Below are 17208 nucleotides of genomic sequence, written 5' to 3'. Positions count from 1 at the left end.
CACGCACCCCGTGCGGCAGCAGGCGGACGACGCGGGGTGCGTCACCAAGACGCACGATGCGGCCGGCCTCCTTCGTTAGTGTGGTGGCGTGCGCATCGTCTGTCTCCTGGTCCTCGTCCTCCTCGCTCCGGGCTGTGAGCGTCGCTCTTCGCGAGGGAACTCCGGCTGGAAGGCCGTCGATGGAGGCATCGTCTGCGAGGGCGGAGGGGTGCAGCACCTGGCCTGCACGGGCCTCTACGGCGAGGGTGGCAAGGGCTGGGAGAAGCGCACGGTGGCCGCCGGGATTCACGCCTACGCGCCCGGCCTGCAGCTCTGGAGCGACGGGCTGGAGAAATCTCGCTTCATCCAGCTGCCGCCCGGGACTCGCATCGACTCATCGCGCCCGGACGAGTGGCGCTTTCCTCCAGGCACGAAGCTCTGGAAGGAGTTCCGCTGGAAGGGGCGGCCCATCGAGACGCGGCTGCTGTGGAAGAAGCCCGAGGGCAAGTGGCTGCGGACGACGTACCGCTGGAGCGACGACGGTCAGCAGGCCACCGAGCTCACCGACGGCGAGAAGAACGTACCAGGGACACCGGGCCATGAAATCCCGAGCCAGACGGACTGCCTGTCGTGTCACGGAGGGCGTGAGGACGAGGTGCTCGGCTTCGAGGCCGTGGCGCTCGGGCACGAGGCTGCGCGGGGACTGACGCTGGCGAAGCTCGTGGAGGAGGGCCTGCTCACCCATCCCCCCGCGCACCCGCCGCGAATCCCGGGGAGCGAGGTGGACCGCGCGGCGCTGGGCTACCTGCACATGAACTGCGGTGTGTCCTGCCACAACACCAACCCGTTGGCGCTGGGCGGAGCAGGCGGGCTGCTGCTGCGTCTGGAGGCCGCGGAGCTGGGCGCCGTGCACCTGACGGATGCGTGGAAGACGGCGGTGGGCGTGCGCTCCATCTTCCGCACCACGGGCCTGTTCGGGGACGCCGTGCCCCGCATCGCTCCGGGGGATGTGAAGCGCAGCACCTTGTTGCATCGCATGAGCGCTCGCGGACTTCCCGTCCAGATGCCTCCCATCGGCACCCATGTGGTGGACGAGCAGGGGCGCGGGCTCGTCCAGCGCTGGATTGAGTCCATGCCCACCACGGCGGAGAGGTGAGCGTGAGCGCGTACCCGGTGGTGCTCTTCCTTCATTCGTGGGTGCGTTGGGCGGTGGTGCTGCTGGGCGTGCTCGCGCTGGGCAGGGCGCTCGTGGGCTGGCGCTGGGGGCGTGAGTGGACGGGGGGAGACCGGCGGCTCCAGGTTTTCTGCGTCTCCGCCTTCGACACGCAGATGTTGTTGGGGATGGTGCTCTATTCGGGCGTGAGCCCCTTCACGCCGTTCTCGCTGGAGGGCGGCTTGCGCGAGAGCCTGGCCCACCCGACGCTGCGCTTCTTCGGCATCGAACACCCGATACTGATGCTGCTGGCGTTGGTCGCCGCGCACGTGGGGTCCGCGCTGAGCCAGCGCGCGGAGGTGTCCGTTTCACGTCACCGCGCCTGGGCCGTGGGGCTGCTCGTCGCGATGTGTCTGGTCGCGTGCGCCATCCCGTGGGCCGGGTTGTCCCAGGGGCGTCCCCTGTTTCGAGGTTTCTGAGGTCCTCGCCCATGTATGACTTCCTCTGGATGATGTTCATGGTGGCTCCGTCGGTGCCCCGGGCGCCCGGTCCCAAGCGGGCCCCGACGGCCGTGCTGTCGGAGCTGACCCGTCAGGGGCCTCGAGAGGCGTCATCCGCGCCTCCGGTGCGACGCGCTCGACGCCCGAGCGGGAAGACGCGTCGTCCTCGCGACCCCGCCAGCCGGTGAAGCGGGACAAGGGGTGGGTCTCCCACCTCCCCGTTCAGTGGTGGGAGTCGGTGGAACATTCGGCTTGAGCAGGGAAGCGACATGCCAGAACCTTGTCGCGATGAAGCTCGCCCTTCCGGTCATGGCCTCCGTGTTCTTCCTCGCGGGCGCCGAAGGATGTCGGCGTCAGCCTGAACCCGAGGCGGCGCAGTGGGAGCCCCTTCCGCGGGTGGACGCCCGCGAGCTGCGCTCCCTGGACCTGTTCCAGCGCATCGAGGACCCGAAGCAGCGCTCTCGGGCGCTGTTCCTCGAGGCCAGCCGCGTGCTCCTGCACCCGCGCTGTGCGAACTGCCACCCGGATGGGAACAGCCCCTTCCAGGAGATGGGCTTCAAGCCGCATGACCCGCCCGTGACGCGAGGCCCCGAGGGCTTCGGTGTCGTGGGCATGGAGTGCGCGGGCTGTCACCAGGACCGCAACCAGGCGCTGACGCGCGTGCCGGGGGCGCCGAACTGGCACCTGGCGCCGCTGTCCATGGCCTGGGTGGGGAAGAGCCCCCGGCAGGTGTGCGAGCAGCTCAAGGACCCCGCGAGGAACGGAGGCAAGACGTTGGCGCAAATCGTCGAGCACAACGCGCATGACGAACTGGTGGCGTGGGGTTGGACGCCGGGCTCCGGGCGGGAGCCCGCGCCGGGCACGCAGGAACAGTTCGGCGCGCTGGTGGGCGCGTGGGTGGAGACGGGCGCGGAGTGCCCCAGCGAGGAGGCGCGGCCATGAGCATTCGCGTGAAGGTCAACGGCGTGGACCAGGTGCTGGACGTGGACCCGGAGATGCCGCTGTTGTGGGCGCTGCGCGACGTGCTCGGGCTCACCGGGACGAAGTACGGCTGCGGTGAGGCGCTGTGCGGCGCGTGCAGCGTGCACCTGGACGGGCAGGTGGTGCGCGCGTGCGTGACGCCCATCCGCCGCGCGGACGGGCACAGCGTCACCACCATCGAGGGCCTGTCGCCGGACGGGACGCATCCGCTCCAGCGCGCGTGGGTGGAGATGGGCGTGCCGCAGTGCGGGTTCTGTCAGGCGGGACAGCTCATGTGCGCGGCGGCGCTGCTGGTGAAGAAGCCCCAGCCGACGGACCAGGACATCGACCAGTCGCTCGCGGGCAACCTCTGCCGCTGTGGGACGTACACGCGCATCCGCGCGGCCGTGAAGAAGGCCGCGGGCACGCCCGACGCGAAGTGACGAGGACGCGATGAGCCAACAGCCTGAGTTGATTTCCCGGCGCTCCTTCCTCGAAGGGCTCAACCTCTCGGTGGGAGGGCTGGCGCTGGGCGTGGTGCCCACCGTGACGCTCGCGGGCGCGGCCCCTGGCGCGAAGGGGAAGCCCGCGGAGCTCAAGCCCAACGTCTTCGTCCACATCGCCTCGGATGGCCAGGTCACCATCGTCTGCCACCGCTCGGAGATGGGGCAGGGCATCCGCAGCTCGATGCCGGTGGTGGTGGCGGACGAGCTGGGCGCGGACATGGCGCGGGTGAAGGTGGTGCAGGCCGTGGGCGACGCCGTGTACGGCGACCAGAACACGGATGGCTCCAGCAGCATCCGGGGCGTGTACCAGTCGCTGCGCCGCACGGGCGCCACGGCGCGGGAGATGCTGGTGGCCGCGGCGGCGCGTCGCTGGAAGGTGCCGGCCTCGGACTGCGAGGCGCGGGACCACGCGGTGTTCCACAAGCGCGGCTCGCGCTCGCTGGGCTTCGGGGAGCTGGTGGCGGACGCGGCGAAGCTGCCGGTGCCCAAGGCGGAGTCGGTGGCGCTGCGGCCCTCGTCGGAGCTGCGTTACGTGGGCAAGGAGCTGCCGCTGCTGGACGGGCCGGCCTATGTCACGGGCACGGCCGTCTTCGGCGCGGACCTGAAGCTGCCGGGCATGCTCATCGCGGTGGTGGCGCGCCCTCCCGTCGTCGGCGGGAAGGTGGTGCGCTTCGATGCCGCGAAGGCGCTCGCGATTCCGGGTGTGAAGCAGGTGCTGGAGCTGCCCGTTCCCAAGCGGCCCTACGTCTTCCAGGGCTGGGGTGGGGTGGCGGTGCTGGCGGAGAACACGTGGGCGGCGATGCGGGGCCGCGCGGCGCTGGACATCACCTGGGAGGATGGTCCCAACGCCGAGTACGACTCGGTGAAGTATCGCGAGGCGCTGCTGGAGTCGGTGCGGGTGCCGGGCAAGCCGGCGCGCACGGTGGGGGACGTGGACAAGGCGCTCGCGAGCGCCGCTCGGGTGGTGGAGGCGGAGTACTACGCGCCGCACCTGTCACACGCGCCCATGGAGCCGCCGGTGGCGCTGGCGCGGGTGGCGAATGGGGTCTGCGAGGTGTGGGCGCCCTCGCAGCATCCGCAGGCGGCGCGCACCGAGGCGGCGCAGGCCTCGGGGTTGCCCGAGGACAAGGTGACGGTGAACGTCACGCTGCTGGGTGGCGGCTTCGGACGCAAGTCGAAGGCGGACTTCGTCGCGGAGGCGGTCCACCTGGCGAAGATGGCGGGCGTGCCGGTGCGCGTGCAGTGGACGCGCGAGGACGACATCCGTCATGACTACTACCACTCGGCCAGCGCTCAGCGGCTGAGCTGTGGTCTGGACTCGGCGGGCAAGCCGACGGCGTGGCTGCACCGCACGTCGTTTCCGGCCATCCGCTCCACGTTCTCCGAGGACGTGACGGGGCCGGTGGCGAGGGACTTGAACCAGGGCGTGTTGGATTTGGCGCTGGCGATTCCGAACGTGCGCGCGGAGATGGGCGAGGCGCTGGCGAAGGTGCGCATCGGCTGGCTGCGCTCGGTGAACAACATCTTCCACGGCTTCGCGGTGGGCTCGTTCATGGACGAGCTGGCGCATGCGCGGGGGGTGGACCCTCGGGAGAACCTGCTGGAGGTGATTGGGCCTCCGCGCCTCGTGTCCGTGGCGGAGTTGGGCGTCAGCACGCTGCCGAACTACGGCGCGCCGGTGGAGGCGCATCCGGTGAACGCGGAGCGGCTGCGCGGGGTCATCGAGCGCGTCACGGCGATGTCGGGCTGGAGCGAGCGCGAGAAGAACGGCCGCACGCTGGGGCTCGCCGCGCACCGCAGCTTCCTGAGCTACGTGGGCGTGGTGGTGTCGATGAAGAAGGACGCGGCGGGACGGGCGCGCGTGGACGAGGCGTGGGTGGCGGTGGACGCGGGGCTGGTGGTGAACCCGGACCGCGTGCGTGCGCAGATGGAGGGCTCCATCATCTTCGGCATGAGCCTGGCGTTCTACGGCGCCATCACGATGAAGGGCGGCGCGACGGAGCAGTCGAACTTCCGCGACTACAAGCTGGTGCGCATGGCCGAGGCGCCACGGGCCATCCACGTGGACATCATCCAGAGCGACGCGCCCCCGGGCGGCGTGGGCGAGCCGGGCGTGCCACCCGTGGCCCCCGCCATCGCCAACGCGCTCTTCGCCCTCACGGGTACGCGTGTGAGGGATTTGCCCATCGTCCGGACGGTTCCCGTGTAACCGGACTTGATGTTAGGCTTCTTGGAGTTCCAGAAAGTCTGTCCGGGGGACACCATGAAGACGTTCGTCATTCGCGGAGTGTTGGCTGTGGCGTTGCTGGCCGGATGTGGTGGCGACGTCGAAGGCGACGGGTCCGAGGTCATGATGTCGGAGTCGCTCGCGCTGGAGTTGCCCGCCTGCGAAGCAATGGACGGCCAGTCCTGCCGCCTGCGCATCGCTGAGTGCACGTGGCAGTCGAATGGAACCGTGGGTGTGTGTATTTGCAAGAACACCTCCGCGGGACTTCGCTGGGATTGCCAGGAGAACTGAGCGGAGGGACCTGTTGATGTCCCGTCAGTGAATCGACGGCGGCGCGGTGGGCTCGGGCCCGGTGAGCGGCAGCTCGACGATGAGCGTGGCACCGTGGCCCCGCCGGCTCTCCGCGCGGATGGAGCCCTGGTGCGCCTCCACGATGCGGCGGCTGATGAAGAGCCCCAATCCCAGGCCTCCGTAGTTGCGCGCGGGGACGGCGCGGCCGAACTTCTCGAAGATGCGCTCCTGGTCCTCGGGTGCGATGCCGATGCCCTCGTCGCTCACCGAGATGCGCCCCCGGCCTCCTCGCTCCTCCACACGGATGCGCACGGGCCTGCCGGGCCCGTACTTGATGGCGTTGGACACCAGCCCTCGCACCACCTGCTCCAACCTGCGCGCATCCCACCGTCCCACCACCGCCACGGGCGCCTCGACCTCCACCACGCTGTCCGCCTGCGCCGCCTGCGCGCGAAGCTGCTCCGCCACCTCCCGCGCCACCGCGGACAGGTCCACCCGCCCCAGCTCCAGCGGCAGCGGTGAGCCCGCGAGCTGCGTGACGTCCAGCAAGTCATTGATGAGCGCGGCCAGCTTGCGCACCTGCAGCGACGTGCTCTCCGCTGCTCGCATCACGCTGTGACGCAGGTGCTCCTCGGACGTGGACGAGCTGGCCTCTCGCGCGAGCCCCTGGAGCTTGATTTGCAGCGGCGTCAGCGGCGTCTTGAGCTCGTGCGAGGCCACCGTGAGGAACTCGTCGCGCAGGCGCACCGCCTCCTGGAGCCGCACCTCCGTGTCCTTCAGCCGCGTCACGTCCTGGAGCGCCAGCACCACCGTGGCGGGATGGCCGTGCATGGCGGGCAGCAGCTCGGAGTCCACCAGGATGTCGAGCACCTCTCCTGACTTGAGCCGCCAGCGCACGGGCTCCCGGCGCAGCATCTCTCCCCGGGCCGCCCGCGCGACGGGCATGCGCTCGTTGGGCAGCGGGGCGTCGTGGTCGTCGACGATGTCGTAGACGGTGCGGTATCGCTCCACGGGAACACCGAGCGCGAGCTCGCCCCCCGCGAGCTGATGGGCCGCCTGGTTCGCGAAGAGAATCCTCCCCGTGCCCGGCTCCATCATGAGCAACGCAATCGGCGTCATGTGCAGCAGCGACTCCAGCCACTTCTGCTGGCTTGCCAGGTGCGCGGCCAGCTCCTCCGCCTGGTAGCGCGCCCGGACCTGGTCCGTCACGTCCAGCGAGAACGACAGCACCGATTCCACCTCGCCCCGCGCGTCCCTCAGGGGTTGATAGACGATGTTGAAGTAGTGCTGCTCCAACCCCTTGTCGTTCAGGTTCAACAGCTGCGGCGTCTCCGTGTGCGTCATCGGGCGCCCCGACGCGAAGACCTGGTCGAGCGAGAGCGAGTATGCCCGGGCCTGCTCGCTCTCCCGCGCGAGGTCCCGCAGGGACGTGCCCACCAGCTCCGCGTTCTGCGCCTGTCGCCGGAAGTTGGGGTTGACCAGCGTGAAGGTCTGCTCCGGGCCGGAGAGGATGGCGATGGCCGCGGGCGCGTTCATCAACACGTCGTAGAGCCGCGCGCGCTGGGCCTCCACCTCGGCCTCCGTGCGCTTGCGGTCCGTGATGTCGTGGATGAGCACGACGCAGCCCTGGATGCGGCCGCGCGCGTCCTCACTGGGCACGAAGGTGGCCTGGACGTGAATCTGACGTCCGTCGCGCAGGCCGAGCGCCGTCTCGTGCGCCACGTGCTCTCCCGACATGGCGCGGCGCACCCAGGCCTTGAACATGGGGTAGAGCAGCTCCCCGCCCACCTCGCGCAGCGTCCTGCCCATCACGCTGCTGGGCTTCACGCCGAACCAGGTCTCGAAGGCGCGGTTGCAGAACAGGTAGCGCTCCTCCGGGTCCAGGTAGGCCACCAGCGCGGGCAGCGCGTCGGTGATGGTGCGCAGCTGATGCTCCCGCTGGCGCGCCTGCAGCCGGCTCTGCTCCAGCGCCCGCTTCGCCTGGGCCTGCTCCGTCACGTCCCGCTGCGTCCCCCACACCCGCACGAGCCAGCCGTCCTCCACCACGCCCACGAAGTTGGACAGCCGCACCCGCTCCAGTCCCCGCCTGTCCCGCTGGCGCGTCTCCATGTCCTGCACCCGGAAGCCCTTCTGGACGAAGGTCCGGAGGGCGTCGGCCGCTCCTCCCGCGCGCTGGATGAGCTCGCGCAGCGACACGCCCTCCAGCTCGCGAGCGGAGTCGAAGCCGCTCATCCGCGCCATCACCTCGTTGCTCTCCGCGATGTGGCCCGTGCGGATGATGGCGTCGACCAGCGCGTCCTCCGACTGGCGTGTGTCGAGCGGCGCGTCGAACTCCATGCGCCAGATGCCCTCCGTGCTCTGGGCCAGGAAGGTCCGGTAGCGCTCGTCACTCGCCGCGAGCGCGCGCGTCGTCTGCCGCAGCTCCTGCTCCGCCTGCTTGCGCTCGCTGACGTCCTCGGCCGTGGCCATCCACTCGCGCACCAGGCCGTCGTCGTCGAACACCGGCACGCCCCGGAGGATGACGTCCCGCCACGTCCCGTCGCGGTGCTGCAGTCGCACCTCCCCTCGGTACGGCTCGCTCGTCTTCAGCGCGGAGCGCCACTCCTTCACGAAGCGCACGCGGTCCCCGGGGTGGATGGCGTCGAGCCAGCCGAGCCCCAGGTGTGCCCCCCGCGACTGTCCGGTGAAGGTCATCCAGCGGGACGCCGGCTCGGTCAGCTCCCCCTGGGCGTCCGTGGTCCACACCGGCTGGGCCGTGGCCTCCACGAGCGAACGGAAGCGCTCCTGGTTCATCCGGTTGGCCTGCTGCGCGAGCTTGTGCTCGGTCGTCTCCACGACGGTGATGCCCACGCCTTGCATCGCGCCCCCCGCATCCCGCACGGGGAAGTAGTTGACGACGAAGCTGCGGGGGACGCCGAGCGCCTTGGCCGTGGCGCCGACGATCTCCAGGTCGCGCACCGGCTGCCCGTGCTCCAGCACCTGTCGGTAGTGTGGCTCGATGAAGACCCACAGGTCTGGCACCACGTCGCGGACCTTGCGGCCCAGGTGCGCGTGGCGCGGCACGCCGTTGATCTCCGCGAGCGCCTCGTTGATGTGGATGTAGCGCAGCTCCAGGTCGACGAAGGCCAGCCCCACGGGCGCCCCCGCGACCATCGTCTCGAGGAAGAAGCGGGACTGCTCCGGGGAGATGCCCTCGATGCCCTCCTCGTCCGTCACGCTGGCGCCTGGTCCCCGCACACGGTGTCCCCCCTCGCCGGCTCCACCCTGGATGAGTGGTGGGTGGGCGGTGCCCGCGCGCGCTTCCGGGCACACCTCACCCACGCCGAGTCTGTACATCCTCCCTGGCCCCGGGGAGAGGCGGGCCCACCAGGAGGCGAGCCCGCGGTCGTCGGGTGACAGTGGAGGCCGCGCGACACCGGAGGGCGGGGGACTTGCGCCCGCCGGGCCGCCTGCCTTCAGGCGAGCGTCAGAGTTCGTGCCACGTCTGCTCGAAGACGATGACCTTGTACGACTGGGGGAAGAGCATGACGTAGAGGATGCGCTGGGTGTCTCCGTTGGGGCCCGTGGAGTACTCGCGGGAATAGCGCTTCACCTGCACCGCCTCCGTCCCATTGCCGTACGTCTCCAGGATGACGGGCAGCAGCGGGCGGAACTGGAACCACATGGAGCTGCTCGTCTCCGACAGCGAGAGCACCGCCGGCGCGGGGTCGCTGCGGTAGACGAGGTAGCGCCCCTGGGCGAGCACCGCCTGGACGGCCTGGTCCAGCGTGGCCTGCCCGGTGAAGGTCCAGTAGTAGTCGAGCCTGCGCAGGGAGCCCGTCTCGTTCTCGAACCAGGCATTGCCCTGGTCGACCCCGGACTGGAGCCGCTCGGTGATGGGCTGCTCGAGCCAGCTGAGCGTGAGGCCCGCGGGGGGCGCCGGCGGATTGACGAGGCAGGTGCCGCCGACACACGAGGCCGCGAGGCGGAACTGCTTGTTGGAGGCGTTCACGAAGCCCACCACCGCCAGGTACTCGCCCGTCTTCGGCACCGTCACCAGCTCCACCTTGCTGAGCGTGCCGTAGCCCGAGTCGTCGTCCTGCGCGAGCGGCGTCACCCCGAAGCTCCCGTTGGCGTCCTTGGGGCCGTAGAGGAACAGCCCGGTGTCCAGGTACATGGAGCTGCCCAGGTGCGTGACTTCGAGCCGGAGCTGCGCGCCCGCGTTCGCCTGGACGGTGTAGCCGAAGTAGCCGGGCAGGGCGCCCGGGGAGCCGGCCACCGCGCCGCCCACGGTCAGCACGCCCTGGTCGACGACGCTGTCCGCGATGTTGCCGCCAGGCGGCGTCGGCGGGGCGGACACGAGCGCCGACTGGCCCTGCTCCAGCGCCGCGTCGTCGGGAGCCGGTGTCTCGGGCGCTCCACCACACGCGCTCAACAGGGCCGCCGGCAACGTCCACAGCATGGCTTGCTTCAGATTCCCACGCATCGTCTGGGCCTCCACGGGGTGAGGACGGCGCCACGGCGGGTGTCGCCGCCCTGGGATGGAGCGCCCGTGTGCCATTCCCCCAGGTGGAACTCAAGCGGACGCAGATAAAACAAGACTGCGATTGTAGTCGGATGTACCGCGAGGTCCGTGGCGCCTTGCGGCTTGATGCGGACGTGGGAGGTTGTGAATGCTGCGCGTCATGCCTTTACATCAGAAGCGCTGGAGCGCGGCGTTGGTGTCGCTGGTCCTCGTGTCGTCGCAGCGGGTGGAGGCCGAGCCTCCGCCGCCCTCGGCGCGAGAGCGGGAGGTGATGGCGCTGACGGGGGCGGTGCTGGGGTCCACGCCGATGGTGGAGGACCTGCGCTCGCTGGTGGATGAGGTGGGTGGGCGGGCCACGGGCTCGGAGGCCAACCGTCGCGCGGTGGAGTGGGCGCTGGAGCGCTTCCGGGAGGCGGGGGTCAGCGCGAAGGCGGAGTCATTCCGGATGCCGGCGCTGTGGCTGGAGCAGGGCGCGAGCGCGACGGTGCAGGGCAAGGGCGTGCGCTTCTCGCCCCGGGTGGCGGCGATGCCCTTCTCGGCCGCGACGCCGAAGGCGGGGCTCACCGCGCCGCTCGTGGACCTGGGCCGTGGCACGGAGGCGGACCACGCGCGCGTGGGCGCGAAGGTGAAGGGCGCGTTCGTCCTGGTGGAGACGGATGAGCTGCGCGACGTGGACGGGCTGTTCCGCGAGTACGCGGAGGCGGTGGGAATCGAGGCGCGCGCGGTGGCCGCCGGCGCCGCGGGCGTCGTCTACATGGGCAGCCGCCCAGGCAATCAGCTCTACCGCCACAACGTGTCGACGGGCGCGAAGAACACCCGGCCGATGATGGTGATGGAGCGCGATGGCGCCCGGCGCGCGCAGCGGCTGCTCCGCGCGGGCACGGCCCTCACGTTGAGCGCGGTGTTGGATTTGAAGACGGGTGGCCCCTACGAGGCGCGCAACGTCATCGGTGAGATTCGGGGCACCACGACGCCGGACGAAGTCGTGGTGTTGGGGGCGCACCTGGACAGCTGGGACCTGGGCGGAGGCGCGTTGGACAACGGCGCCAACGTGGCGATGCTCATCGACCTGGCCCGGCAGATTCGCCGGCTGGGGCTCAAGCCCGCGCGGACGATTCGCTTCGCGCTCTGGAACGGCGAGGAGCAGGGGCTGTATGGCTCCGCGGGCTACGTGCGCTCGCACGCGGCGGAGCTGGACGGGCACGTCATGGCGCTGTCAGTGGACATCGGCTGCGGGCGCATCAACGGCTTCTTCACCAACGGCCGGCCTCCGCTGGTGCCCCTGGTGGACCGGGCGCTCTCGCCGGTGGCGGGACTGGGGCCGTTCACGCAAGTCGACGTCCCGGTGGTGGGCACCGACAACCTGGACTTCCTGCTCAGCGGCGTGGCGAACCTCATCGCGAATCAGGAGTCCGCGACGTACGGGCCCAACTACCACGCGCGCTCGGACGAGTTCGAGCAGTGCGACGCGCGCACGCTGCGCGGCAACGCGGCGGTGGTGGGCTCGCTGGCGTGGGGCTTCGCCACCATGGAGGAGCGGCTGGGGCGTCAGGGCCGCGCGGAGGTGGAGGCCCTCATGAAGGCGACGGACCTGCCCGAGCAGCTGCGCTCCTTCAACCTCTGGGACGAGTGGAGCGAGGGCAAGCGCGGCAGCTTCGCCGACCAGCAGGTGACGCCCGCGCCGCGCTGAGGCGCGCTCAACGCAGGCGGTGCTCGGCGAGCCAGGTGTCGACGAGCGGCAGCGTCCTCGGGGACGGGTCGTCCTTGAGGGCCATGGCCTTCGCCTCGTTGGCGAGCAGCACGGCGCGCTCGCGGTCCTTGCCGGAGTCCCACAGGGCCTGGGCCAGGAAGAAGCGCACCTCGGTGCGGTGGCCCGGACCGGGCAAGGCCTTGTCCCAGCCCGCGACGGCACGCTCCAGCGGCGCCAGCGCCTCGCGGGGCCGGCCGAGCTTGAGGAAGGCGGCGCCCAGGTCGCGCAGGCAGAGCGTCCACTGACTGGCGCTGTCGTCCGCCTGCTGCATCTGGATGTCGACGGCGCGCTGGAGGTGCGGCAGGGCCTCCTCGACATGGCCCTTCAAGGCGAGCACCCGGGCCACCAGTCGCAGCGGGCTGACGAGCCCCGGGTCCGTGGGGCCGCGCGCCCGCTCCCGGATGCTCACGGCCGCGCGGAAGCGCTCGAGCGCGAGGTCGTGCTTGCCGCTCTGGAAGTAGAGCACGCCCAGGTTGGCGTTGATGACGGCGGCGCCCAGGCTCACCGCGCCGTCCGTCTTCGCGACGATGGAGAGCGCGCGCTCGTACAGCGGGAGGGCCTCGTCCGTGCGCGACTCGACGACGAGCGTCGAGGCCAGGTCGTTGAGCGCGTCGTACACCCGCGGGTGCTCGGGGCCGAGCGTGCGCTCGAAGACGCCGAGCGCCTCTCGCGCGATGCGCTCAGCGACGTCCAGCTCGTTCAAGTCCCGCAGCACGGGGACGATGGCGATGCGCACGCGCGCGACGTCCGGGTGCTCGGGGCCCAGGGCCTGCTCGGTGATGGCGGCGGCGCGCTCCAGGTGGGCCTTCGCCTCCTCCAGCCGGGGGTGCACCCACTGCGTGGAGCCCAGCTCCAGCAGCACGTCCGCCACCTCCAGGCTGTCCGGGCCGAAGGTGTTCTCGGCGAACAGGAGGGCTCGCTCCTGGAGCGTGACGGCCTCCTCGAACCGGCGCTGCTTGCGCAGCAGCGTCCCGGAGTAGGTGAGGAGGTTGACGCGCGTCAGCTCGTTGCCGCCGCCCAGCCGTTCGATGGCGGCGGCGGCCCGGTCCTTCCACCGCGAGGCGAGCTCGTACTCGTCCAGGCCGATGCACGTCACGCGCACCAGCAGCGTCCAGGCCCGCGCGGCCACGGCGTCCTGGCGCGTGGCCTCCGCGGCGTTGAGCGCCTCGAAGAGGGAGGCCTCCGCGCCGCGCCAGTCGCCGGCGCCCTCGCGCAGCTCACCGAGCAGCATCGAGATTTCGGCGCCGTCATGCCGGTTCGCCGCGAGGCGGGCGGCGAGCGCCGTGGGCTCCACCAGCGTGACGCCCTCCGCGTAGCGTCCGGTGGCGAGCAGCGCGCGGCCCCGGGCGAGGGTGGCGCGCAGCGCGGCGTGTTGGGCCCGGGCCTCGGGGCCCTCGGGAATCACGGCCCCGCCCGGCGCGAGCGCCTCCGAGCAGCCGGACAGCGCTGGCAGGCCCTTCACCGCGCGGTGCGCCTCGTCCACCGTCCGGGCATCCGCCTGGGACAACAGGCGCGCGAGCGCGGAGACGTCCGCCAGCCGATTGTCGAGGCAGCGCATGCGCCACGCCATCACCTCCTCGGGCTGCTCCTGGCGCACGCGCGTCGCCTCGCAGGCGGTGATGCGCGTCGTCGTCCACGCGGCGGTGTACGCGTCCAGCTCGCGGCGCACGCGCTCCCAGGCGGCGGTGGCGTAGGGACGGCCGGTGGCGGCGAAGGCGCTCTGGATGGCGTTGTGCTGCTCGGGTCCCCAGACGGCGATCATCTCGTCCGGAGCGCCCGCGCAGGAGCGGGCGCCGCGGGTGTGCACCGCGTGCGTCAGGCCCACCGCCGCGCCCAGCACGGCCAGGGCGCTGGCCAGCTGGAGCCCGCGCTTCCACCGGGCCGCGGGATCCTTCTGGAGCGCGTCCAGCAGCGCGCCCAGATGCGGGAAGCGGTCCTCGGGGCGCCGGGCCAGGCCGCGCAGCAGCACGCGGCGCACCCAGGGCGGCACGCGGGTGCCGGTGGGCGAGGGCCGCACCTGTCCCGAGGACACCTGGGTGGAGAGCTCCGCCAGCGTGGCGCCCTCGAAGGGCCGCGCGCCGTAGAGGGCCTCGTGCAGCGCGACGCAGAAGGAGAACTGGTCTCCGGCCGCGCTCGCGCGCGTCTTGTCGAGCAACTGCTCCGGCGCCATGTAGGCCGGCGTGCCGCCCGTGACGGAGCGCTCCATGCCCGTGACGGCGGCGGGGCTGTCGGCGGTGGAGGCGCTGCCCTCCGGCGCGCTGGCGGCGCCCAGGCGCGCGAGGCCGAAGTCGGTGACGTGGACGGTGCCGTCGTCGCCCACCAGCAGGTTGGCCGGCTTGAAGTCGCCGTGCACCACGCCCGCGGCGTGCGCGGCGGCGAGCCCCTGGCCCGCGTCGAGGAAGAGCGCGAGCACCTGTCGCCACGGGCGGGGCGCGGCCTTCAGCCACTCGACGAGCGTCTGGGCCTCCACGCGCTCCATGGCGAGGAAGACGTGCTGGCCGAAGGTGCCCACGTCGTACACGGCCACCACGTTGGGGTGGGAGACGCGGGCCATGGCCTGCGCCTCGCGCAGCAGGTGGGCGCGCTCCTTCTCGACATTCAGCCCGAGCGCGCCGGTGCGCAGGAGCTTGAGGGCCACGCGGCGGTCCAGCTCCGGGTCATACGCCCCGTAGACGACGCCCATGGCCCCGGCGCCGAGCAGCTCCAGCACCAGGTAGCGGCCCACGGCGGTGCCCTTCTCCAGGGCCGCGTCCGGACGGCCGGAGAATGACACCGCGGGCTCGGTGGGAGGCTCCGCGCCGGTGGCGTCCGGGGACTGGGCGCGCAGTCCCTCGGCGACCATGGTCCGGCAGGAGGCGCACGTGTCGAGGTGCGCATCCACCTCCGCGGACTCCTGGGGTGACAGCTCCCCCAACAGCAACTTCATGAAGACGGTCTCGTCGACACAGCGCATGAAGGAGGGCTCTGGCTCCAGGTGGGGGAGGGCGCGCGAGGGACGATAGCAGAGCCCTGTCACGAGGGGATGTCAGGAGCGGGGCACCACCTCCAGGCGCTCCTCGGTGCCCAGCCGCAGCTCCACGTGTCGGTGGGGCGTGCCCGCATGGGCGGCGAGCCACTGGGCGAGCGGGACGACCGCGTGCTGCTCCACCGCGCGCTTCAGGGGACGGGCGCCATAGCGCGCGTCGAAGCCCGTCCGGGCGAGGAAGTCCACCACGTCCTCCCCGAAGGACACCCTCACCCCCCGCCGCGAGAGGCCCTCGCGTCCGAGGGCCGCGTCCAGCGTGCGCCGGGTGAGCGTGCGGATGACGTCCGCGGACAGGGCGCGGTAGGGGACCACCTGGTCCAGCCGGTTGAGCAGCTCCGGCCGGAAGAAGGCCGTGGCCGCGCCCAGGTAGTGGGCCTCCATGTCGCGAGGCCCATCGCCGCCGAAGCCCAGCGAGCGCGCCGCCGACTCCGCGCCCAGGTTGCTGGTGAGCAGCACCACCGTGTTGCGGAAGCTGACGGTGCGGCCCGTGCCGTCCGTGAGCCGTCCCTCGCCGAGCACCTGGAGCAGCAGGTCGTGCACGCCCGCGTCCGCCTTCTCCACCTCGTCCAGCAGCACCACGCCGAAGGGCTGCTCGCGCACGCGCCGCGCGAGCCCTCCCTGCTGTCCACCCACCTCGCCGACGAGGCGTCCCGCGCTGCCCGGTGCCGCGTACTCGGCCATGTCGAAGCGCGCCAGCCGCGTCACATCGCCGAACAGGTACTCCGCCAGGGCCAGCGCGGACTCCGTCTTGCCCACGCCCGTGGGGCCCAGGAGCAGGAACGCGCCCAGGGGACGCGAGGGGTCGGCGAGGCCCGTCTTCAACGTGACGACGAGGTTGCGCAGCAGCAGCGTGGCCTCGTCCTGTCCGACGATGCGCTCACGGAAGCGGCGCAGGAGCGCGTCCGGGTCCAACCGGATGGACGCGTCCACCAGCTCGCGCGGATAGCCGGTGCGCGTGCAGAAGGCGGCCGTCACCGCGCTCGGGCCCACCTCCGCGCCCGAGTCGAGCTGGGATGTCGCGGCGCGCAGCAGCGACACCGCGCCTCCAGGAGGCGGCCCTTCTCCAAATCGTTCGGTCAGCTCGGCCGCGCGCTCCAGGGATTCGGGCGTGAAGCGCACCTTGCGCGTCTTGGCCACGCGCTGTGAGGCCTGCTGGACGGCGGCCCTCGCGGCGGACGCGGGCAGCGGCTCCACCGCGAGGTGTCGCAGGGCCTGGAGGAAGGCGCCATGCGTGCGCTCGGCGCGCGCGACGTCCTCGGGCGTGGCCTCCAGCACCAGCACCACCTCGCCGCCCTCCAGCGCGGGCAGCAGGTGTCGCGCGACGTCGAGGCCCGTGTCGCCGCCACCCAGTGACAGCAGCTCCGAGAGGCTGTCCAGGTGCAGCACCGCGCGGCGCACGCGCAGCTCGAGGACCATCTGCTGCACGCGCTTCTGCCACTGCCCCAGGTAGGCCATGCCGGCCATGATGCGGCCACCCGACGAGCTGTAGACCTCCAGCCCGTGGAGCGGGTTGCCCGCGGGCGCGGACTCGGCGCGGTGCACCAGCTCGTGCACCAGCGCCGTCTTGCCCACGGAGGGCGCCCCCACCAGCAGCACGCTGGCGCGAGCGCGCGCGGTGACGGCCTCGGTGAGCAGCCCCACCTCCTTGTTCCGCTCCCACGCGCGCTCCAGCAGGCCCGCGCGGACCTCCTCGTTGAGGCAACGGCTGGCCTCCGCGAGCGCGGGGGGCGGAGGCGGCTTGCGCTCGGCGCGCCGGGGCTCATCGGCCATCCGCGCGCGGGGCGCCTCGCGGTGCTTCATCGACACGGAGAGGGTTTCGACGGTCTCATCGCCCAGGTAGGCCAGCGAGTGCAGCCGCTCCAGGGGCGCGAGGTAGAGCTCGTGCCGGACGAGCTCCTCCACGTACGCCTCCAAGTCCGAGAGGTCCTGCAGCGAGCCCTGCACGTCCACGCGCGGCACCCAGACGTGCACGGGGCTCTTGCCCGAGCCCGCCTTGCGCGTCGCGCGCTCCGCCTTGGCACCTGCGCGCCCGCCGCGCGTCACCACGGTGAGCTTGAGGGGCACGGGCAACAGCCGTCCGTGCTGCACGACGCGCACGGTGAGGTTCATCTTCTTGGTGCGCAGGTCCGGCCAGTGCGTGACCTCATCGTGGAGCTGGCCGCGCTTGAGCAGCCGCCCCAGCACCTCCGCCACGTCCAGGCGCGCGGTCGCCAGGTCCGGCGCGAACGAGGCGAGGTGCGGATGCGTCAGCACGTGCGCGGCCACACCCACGCCCGGGTAGTTGCGCACGAACAGGTGAAAGTTCTTATCCAT

11 protein-coding genes are annotated in these 17208 nt (G+C 71.7%); 7 read left to right on the top strand and 4 right to left on the bottom strand.

Going from position 1 to position 17208, the window contains the following annotated elements; all coding sequences use genetic code 11:
* Positions 1-88 precede the first annotated feature (88 nt).
* The 6 genes from LXT21_RS00615 to LXT21_RS00590 all read left to right on the top strand — a co-directional run bounded on the left by LXT21_RS00615 (position 89) and on the right by LXT21_RS00590 (position 5616).
* A complete protein-coding gene (locus LXT21_RS00615) occupies positions 89-1135 on the top strand; it encodes a hypothetical protein (RefSeq protein ID WP_254036136.1) in 1047 nt (348 codons plus the stop codon).
* Between the two features lie 2 nt (positions 1136-1137).
* Complete coding sequence (locus LXT21_RS00610) at positions 1138-1611, top strand: hypothetical protein (RefSeq protein ID WP_254036135.1); 474 nt, start codon at positions 1138-1140, stop codon at positions 1609-1611.
* A gap of 309 nt (positions 1612-1920) precedes the next feature.
* Entirely contained in the window at positions 1921-2574 is a 654-nt protein-coding gene (locus LXT21_RS00605; RefSeq protein WP_254036134.1) for an Isoquinoline 1-oxidoreductase subunit, read from the top strand.
* On the top strand, positions 2571-3035 hold the full coding sequence (locus LXT21_RS00600) for a (2Fe-2S)-binding protein (RefSeq protein WP_254036133.1): 465 nt from the start codon (positions 2571-2573) through the stop codon (positions 3033-3035). The genes LXT21_RS00605 and LXT21_RS00600 overlap by 4 nt, the downstream gene beginning before the upstream one ends.
* A 10-nt stretch (positions 3036-3045) precedes the next feature.
* Positions 3046-5307: a xanthine dehydrogenase family protein molybdopterin-binding subunit gene (locus LXT21_RS00595; protein WP_254036132.1), complete on the top strand. Its 2262-nt coding sequence runs from the start codon at positions 3046-3048 to the stop codon at positions 5305-5307.
* Between the two features lie 54 nt (positions 5308-5361).
* Positions 5362-5616 (top strand): hypothetical protein, encoded by a 255-nt coding sequence (locus tag LXT21_RS00590; RefSeq protein ID WP_254036131.1) that lies wholly within the window; start codon positions 5362-5364, stop codon positions 5614-5616.
* A gap of 24 nt (positions 5617-5640) precedes the next feature.
* Here LXT21_RS00590 and LXT21_RS45115 read toward each other — a convergent pair whose 3' ends face one another.
* Together LXT21_RS45115 and LXT21_RS00575 are read right to left on the bottom strand one after the other, a co-directional pair.
* Positions 5641-8832, bottom strand: a complete 3192-nt coding sequence (locus LXT21_RS45115; RefSeq protein WP_323393897.1) for a PAS domain-containing protein — start codon at positions 8830-8832, stop codon at positions 5641-5643.
* 250 nt (positions 8833-9082) lie between these two features.
* Positions 9083-10081: a hypothetical protein gene (locus tag LXT21_RS00575; protein ID WP_254036130.1), complete on the bottom strand. Its 999-nt coding sequence runs from the start codon at positions 10079-10081 to the stop codon at positions 9083-9085.
* A 187-nt stretch (positions 10082-10268) separates the two neighbouring features.
* On the opposite strand from LXT21_RS00575, the gene LXT21_RS00570 reads away from it, so the two are divergent.
* Complete coding sequence (locus LXT21_RS00570) at positions 10269-11810, top strand: M28 family metallopeptidase (RefSeq protein ID WP_254036129.1); 1542 nt, start codon at positions 10269-10271, stop codon at positions 11808-11810.
* 7 nt (positions 11811-11817) lie between these two features.
* On the opposite strand, the gene LXT21_RS00565 is transcribed toward LXT21_RS00570, so the two are convergent.
* Positions 11818-14823, bottom strand: a complete 3006-nt coding sequence (locus LXT21_RS00565) for a tetratricopeptide repeat protein (protein ID WP_254036128.1) — start codon at positions 14821-14823, stop codon at positions 11818-11820.
* A 72-nt stretch (positions 14824-14895) separates the two neighbouring features.
* Positions 14896-17208: an AAA family ATPase gene (locus LXT21_RS00560; protein ID WP_254036127.1), complete on the bottom strand. Its 2313-nt coding sequence runs from the start codon at positions 17206-17208 to the stop codon at positions 14896-14898.

The sequence above is a fragment of the Myxococcus guangdongensis genome, from assembly GCF_024198255.1.
Taxonomy (GTDB): Bacteria; Myxococcota; Myxococcia; order Myxococcales; family Myxococcaceae; genus Myxococcus; species Myxococcus guangdongensis.
The sequence above is the reverse complement of the archived record's forward strand: the minus strand, read 5'-3'. Positions and strand labels throughout refer to the sequence as shown.

Coding starts and splice junctions, on each gene's coding strand:
- LXT21_RS00605 (WP_254036134.1), top strand. CDS start 1,921: ATGAAGCTCGCCCTTCCGGTCATGGCCTCCGTGTTCTTCCTCGCGGGC.
- LXT21_RS00565 (WP_254036128.1), bottom strand. CDS start 14,823: ATGCGCTGTGTCGACGAGACCGTCTTCATGAAGTTGCTGTTGGGGGAG.
- LXT21_RS00600 (WP_254036133.1), top strand. CDS start 2,571: ATGAGCATTCGCGTGAAGGTCAACGGCGTGGACCAGGTGCTGGACGTG.
- LXT21_RS00570 (WP_254036129.1), top strand. CDS start 10,269: ATGCTGCGCGTCATGCCTTTACATCAGAAGCGCTGGAGCGCGGCGTTG.
- LXT21_RS00560 (WP_254036127.1), bottom strand. CDS start 17,208: ATGGATAAGAACTTTCACCTGTTCGTGCGCAACTACCCGGGCGTGGGT.
- LXT21_RS00595 (WP_254036132.1), top strand. CDS start 3,046: ATGAGCCAACAGCCTGAGTTGATTTCCCGGCGCTCCTTCCTCGAAGGG.
- LXT21_RS00575 (WP_254036130.1), bottom strand. CDS start 10,081: ATGCGTGGGAATCTGAAGCAAGCCATGCTGTGGACGTTGCCGGCGGCC.
- LXT21_RS00590 (WP_254036131.1), top strand. CDS start 5,362: ATGAAGACGTTCGTCATTCGCGGAGTGTTGGCTGTGGCGTTGCTGGCC.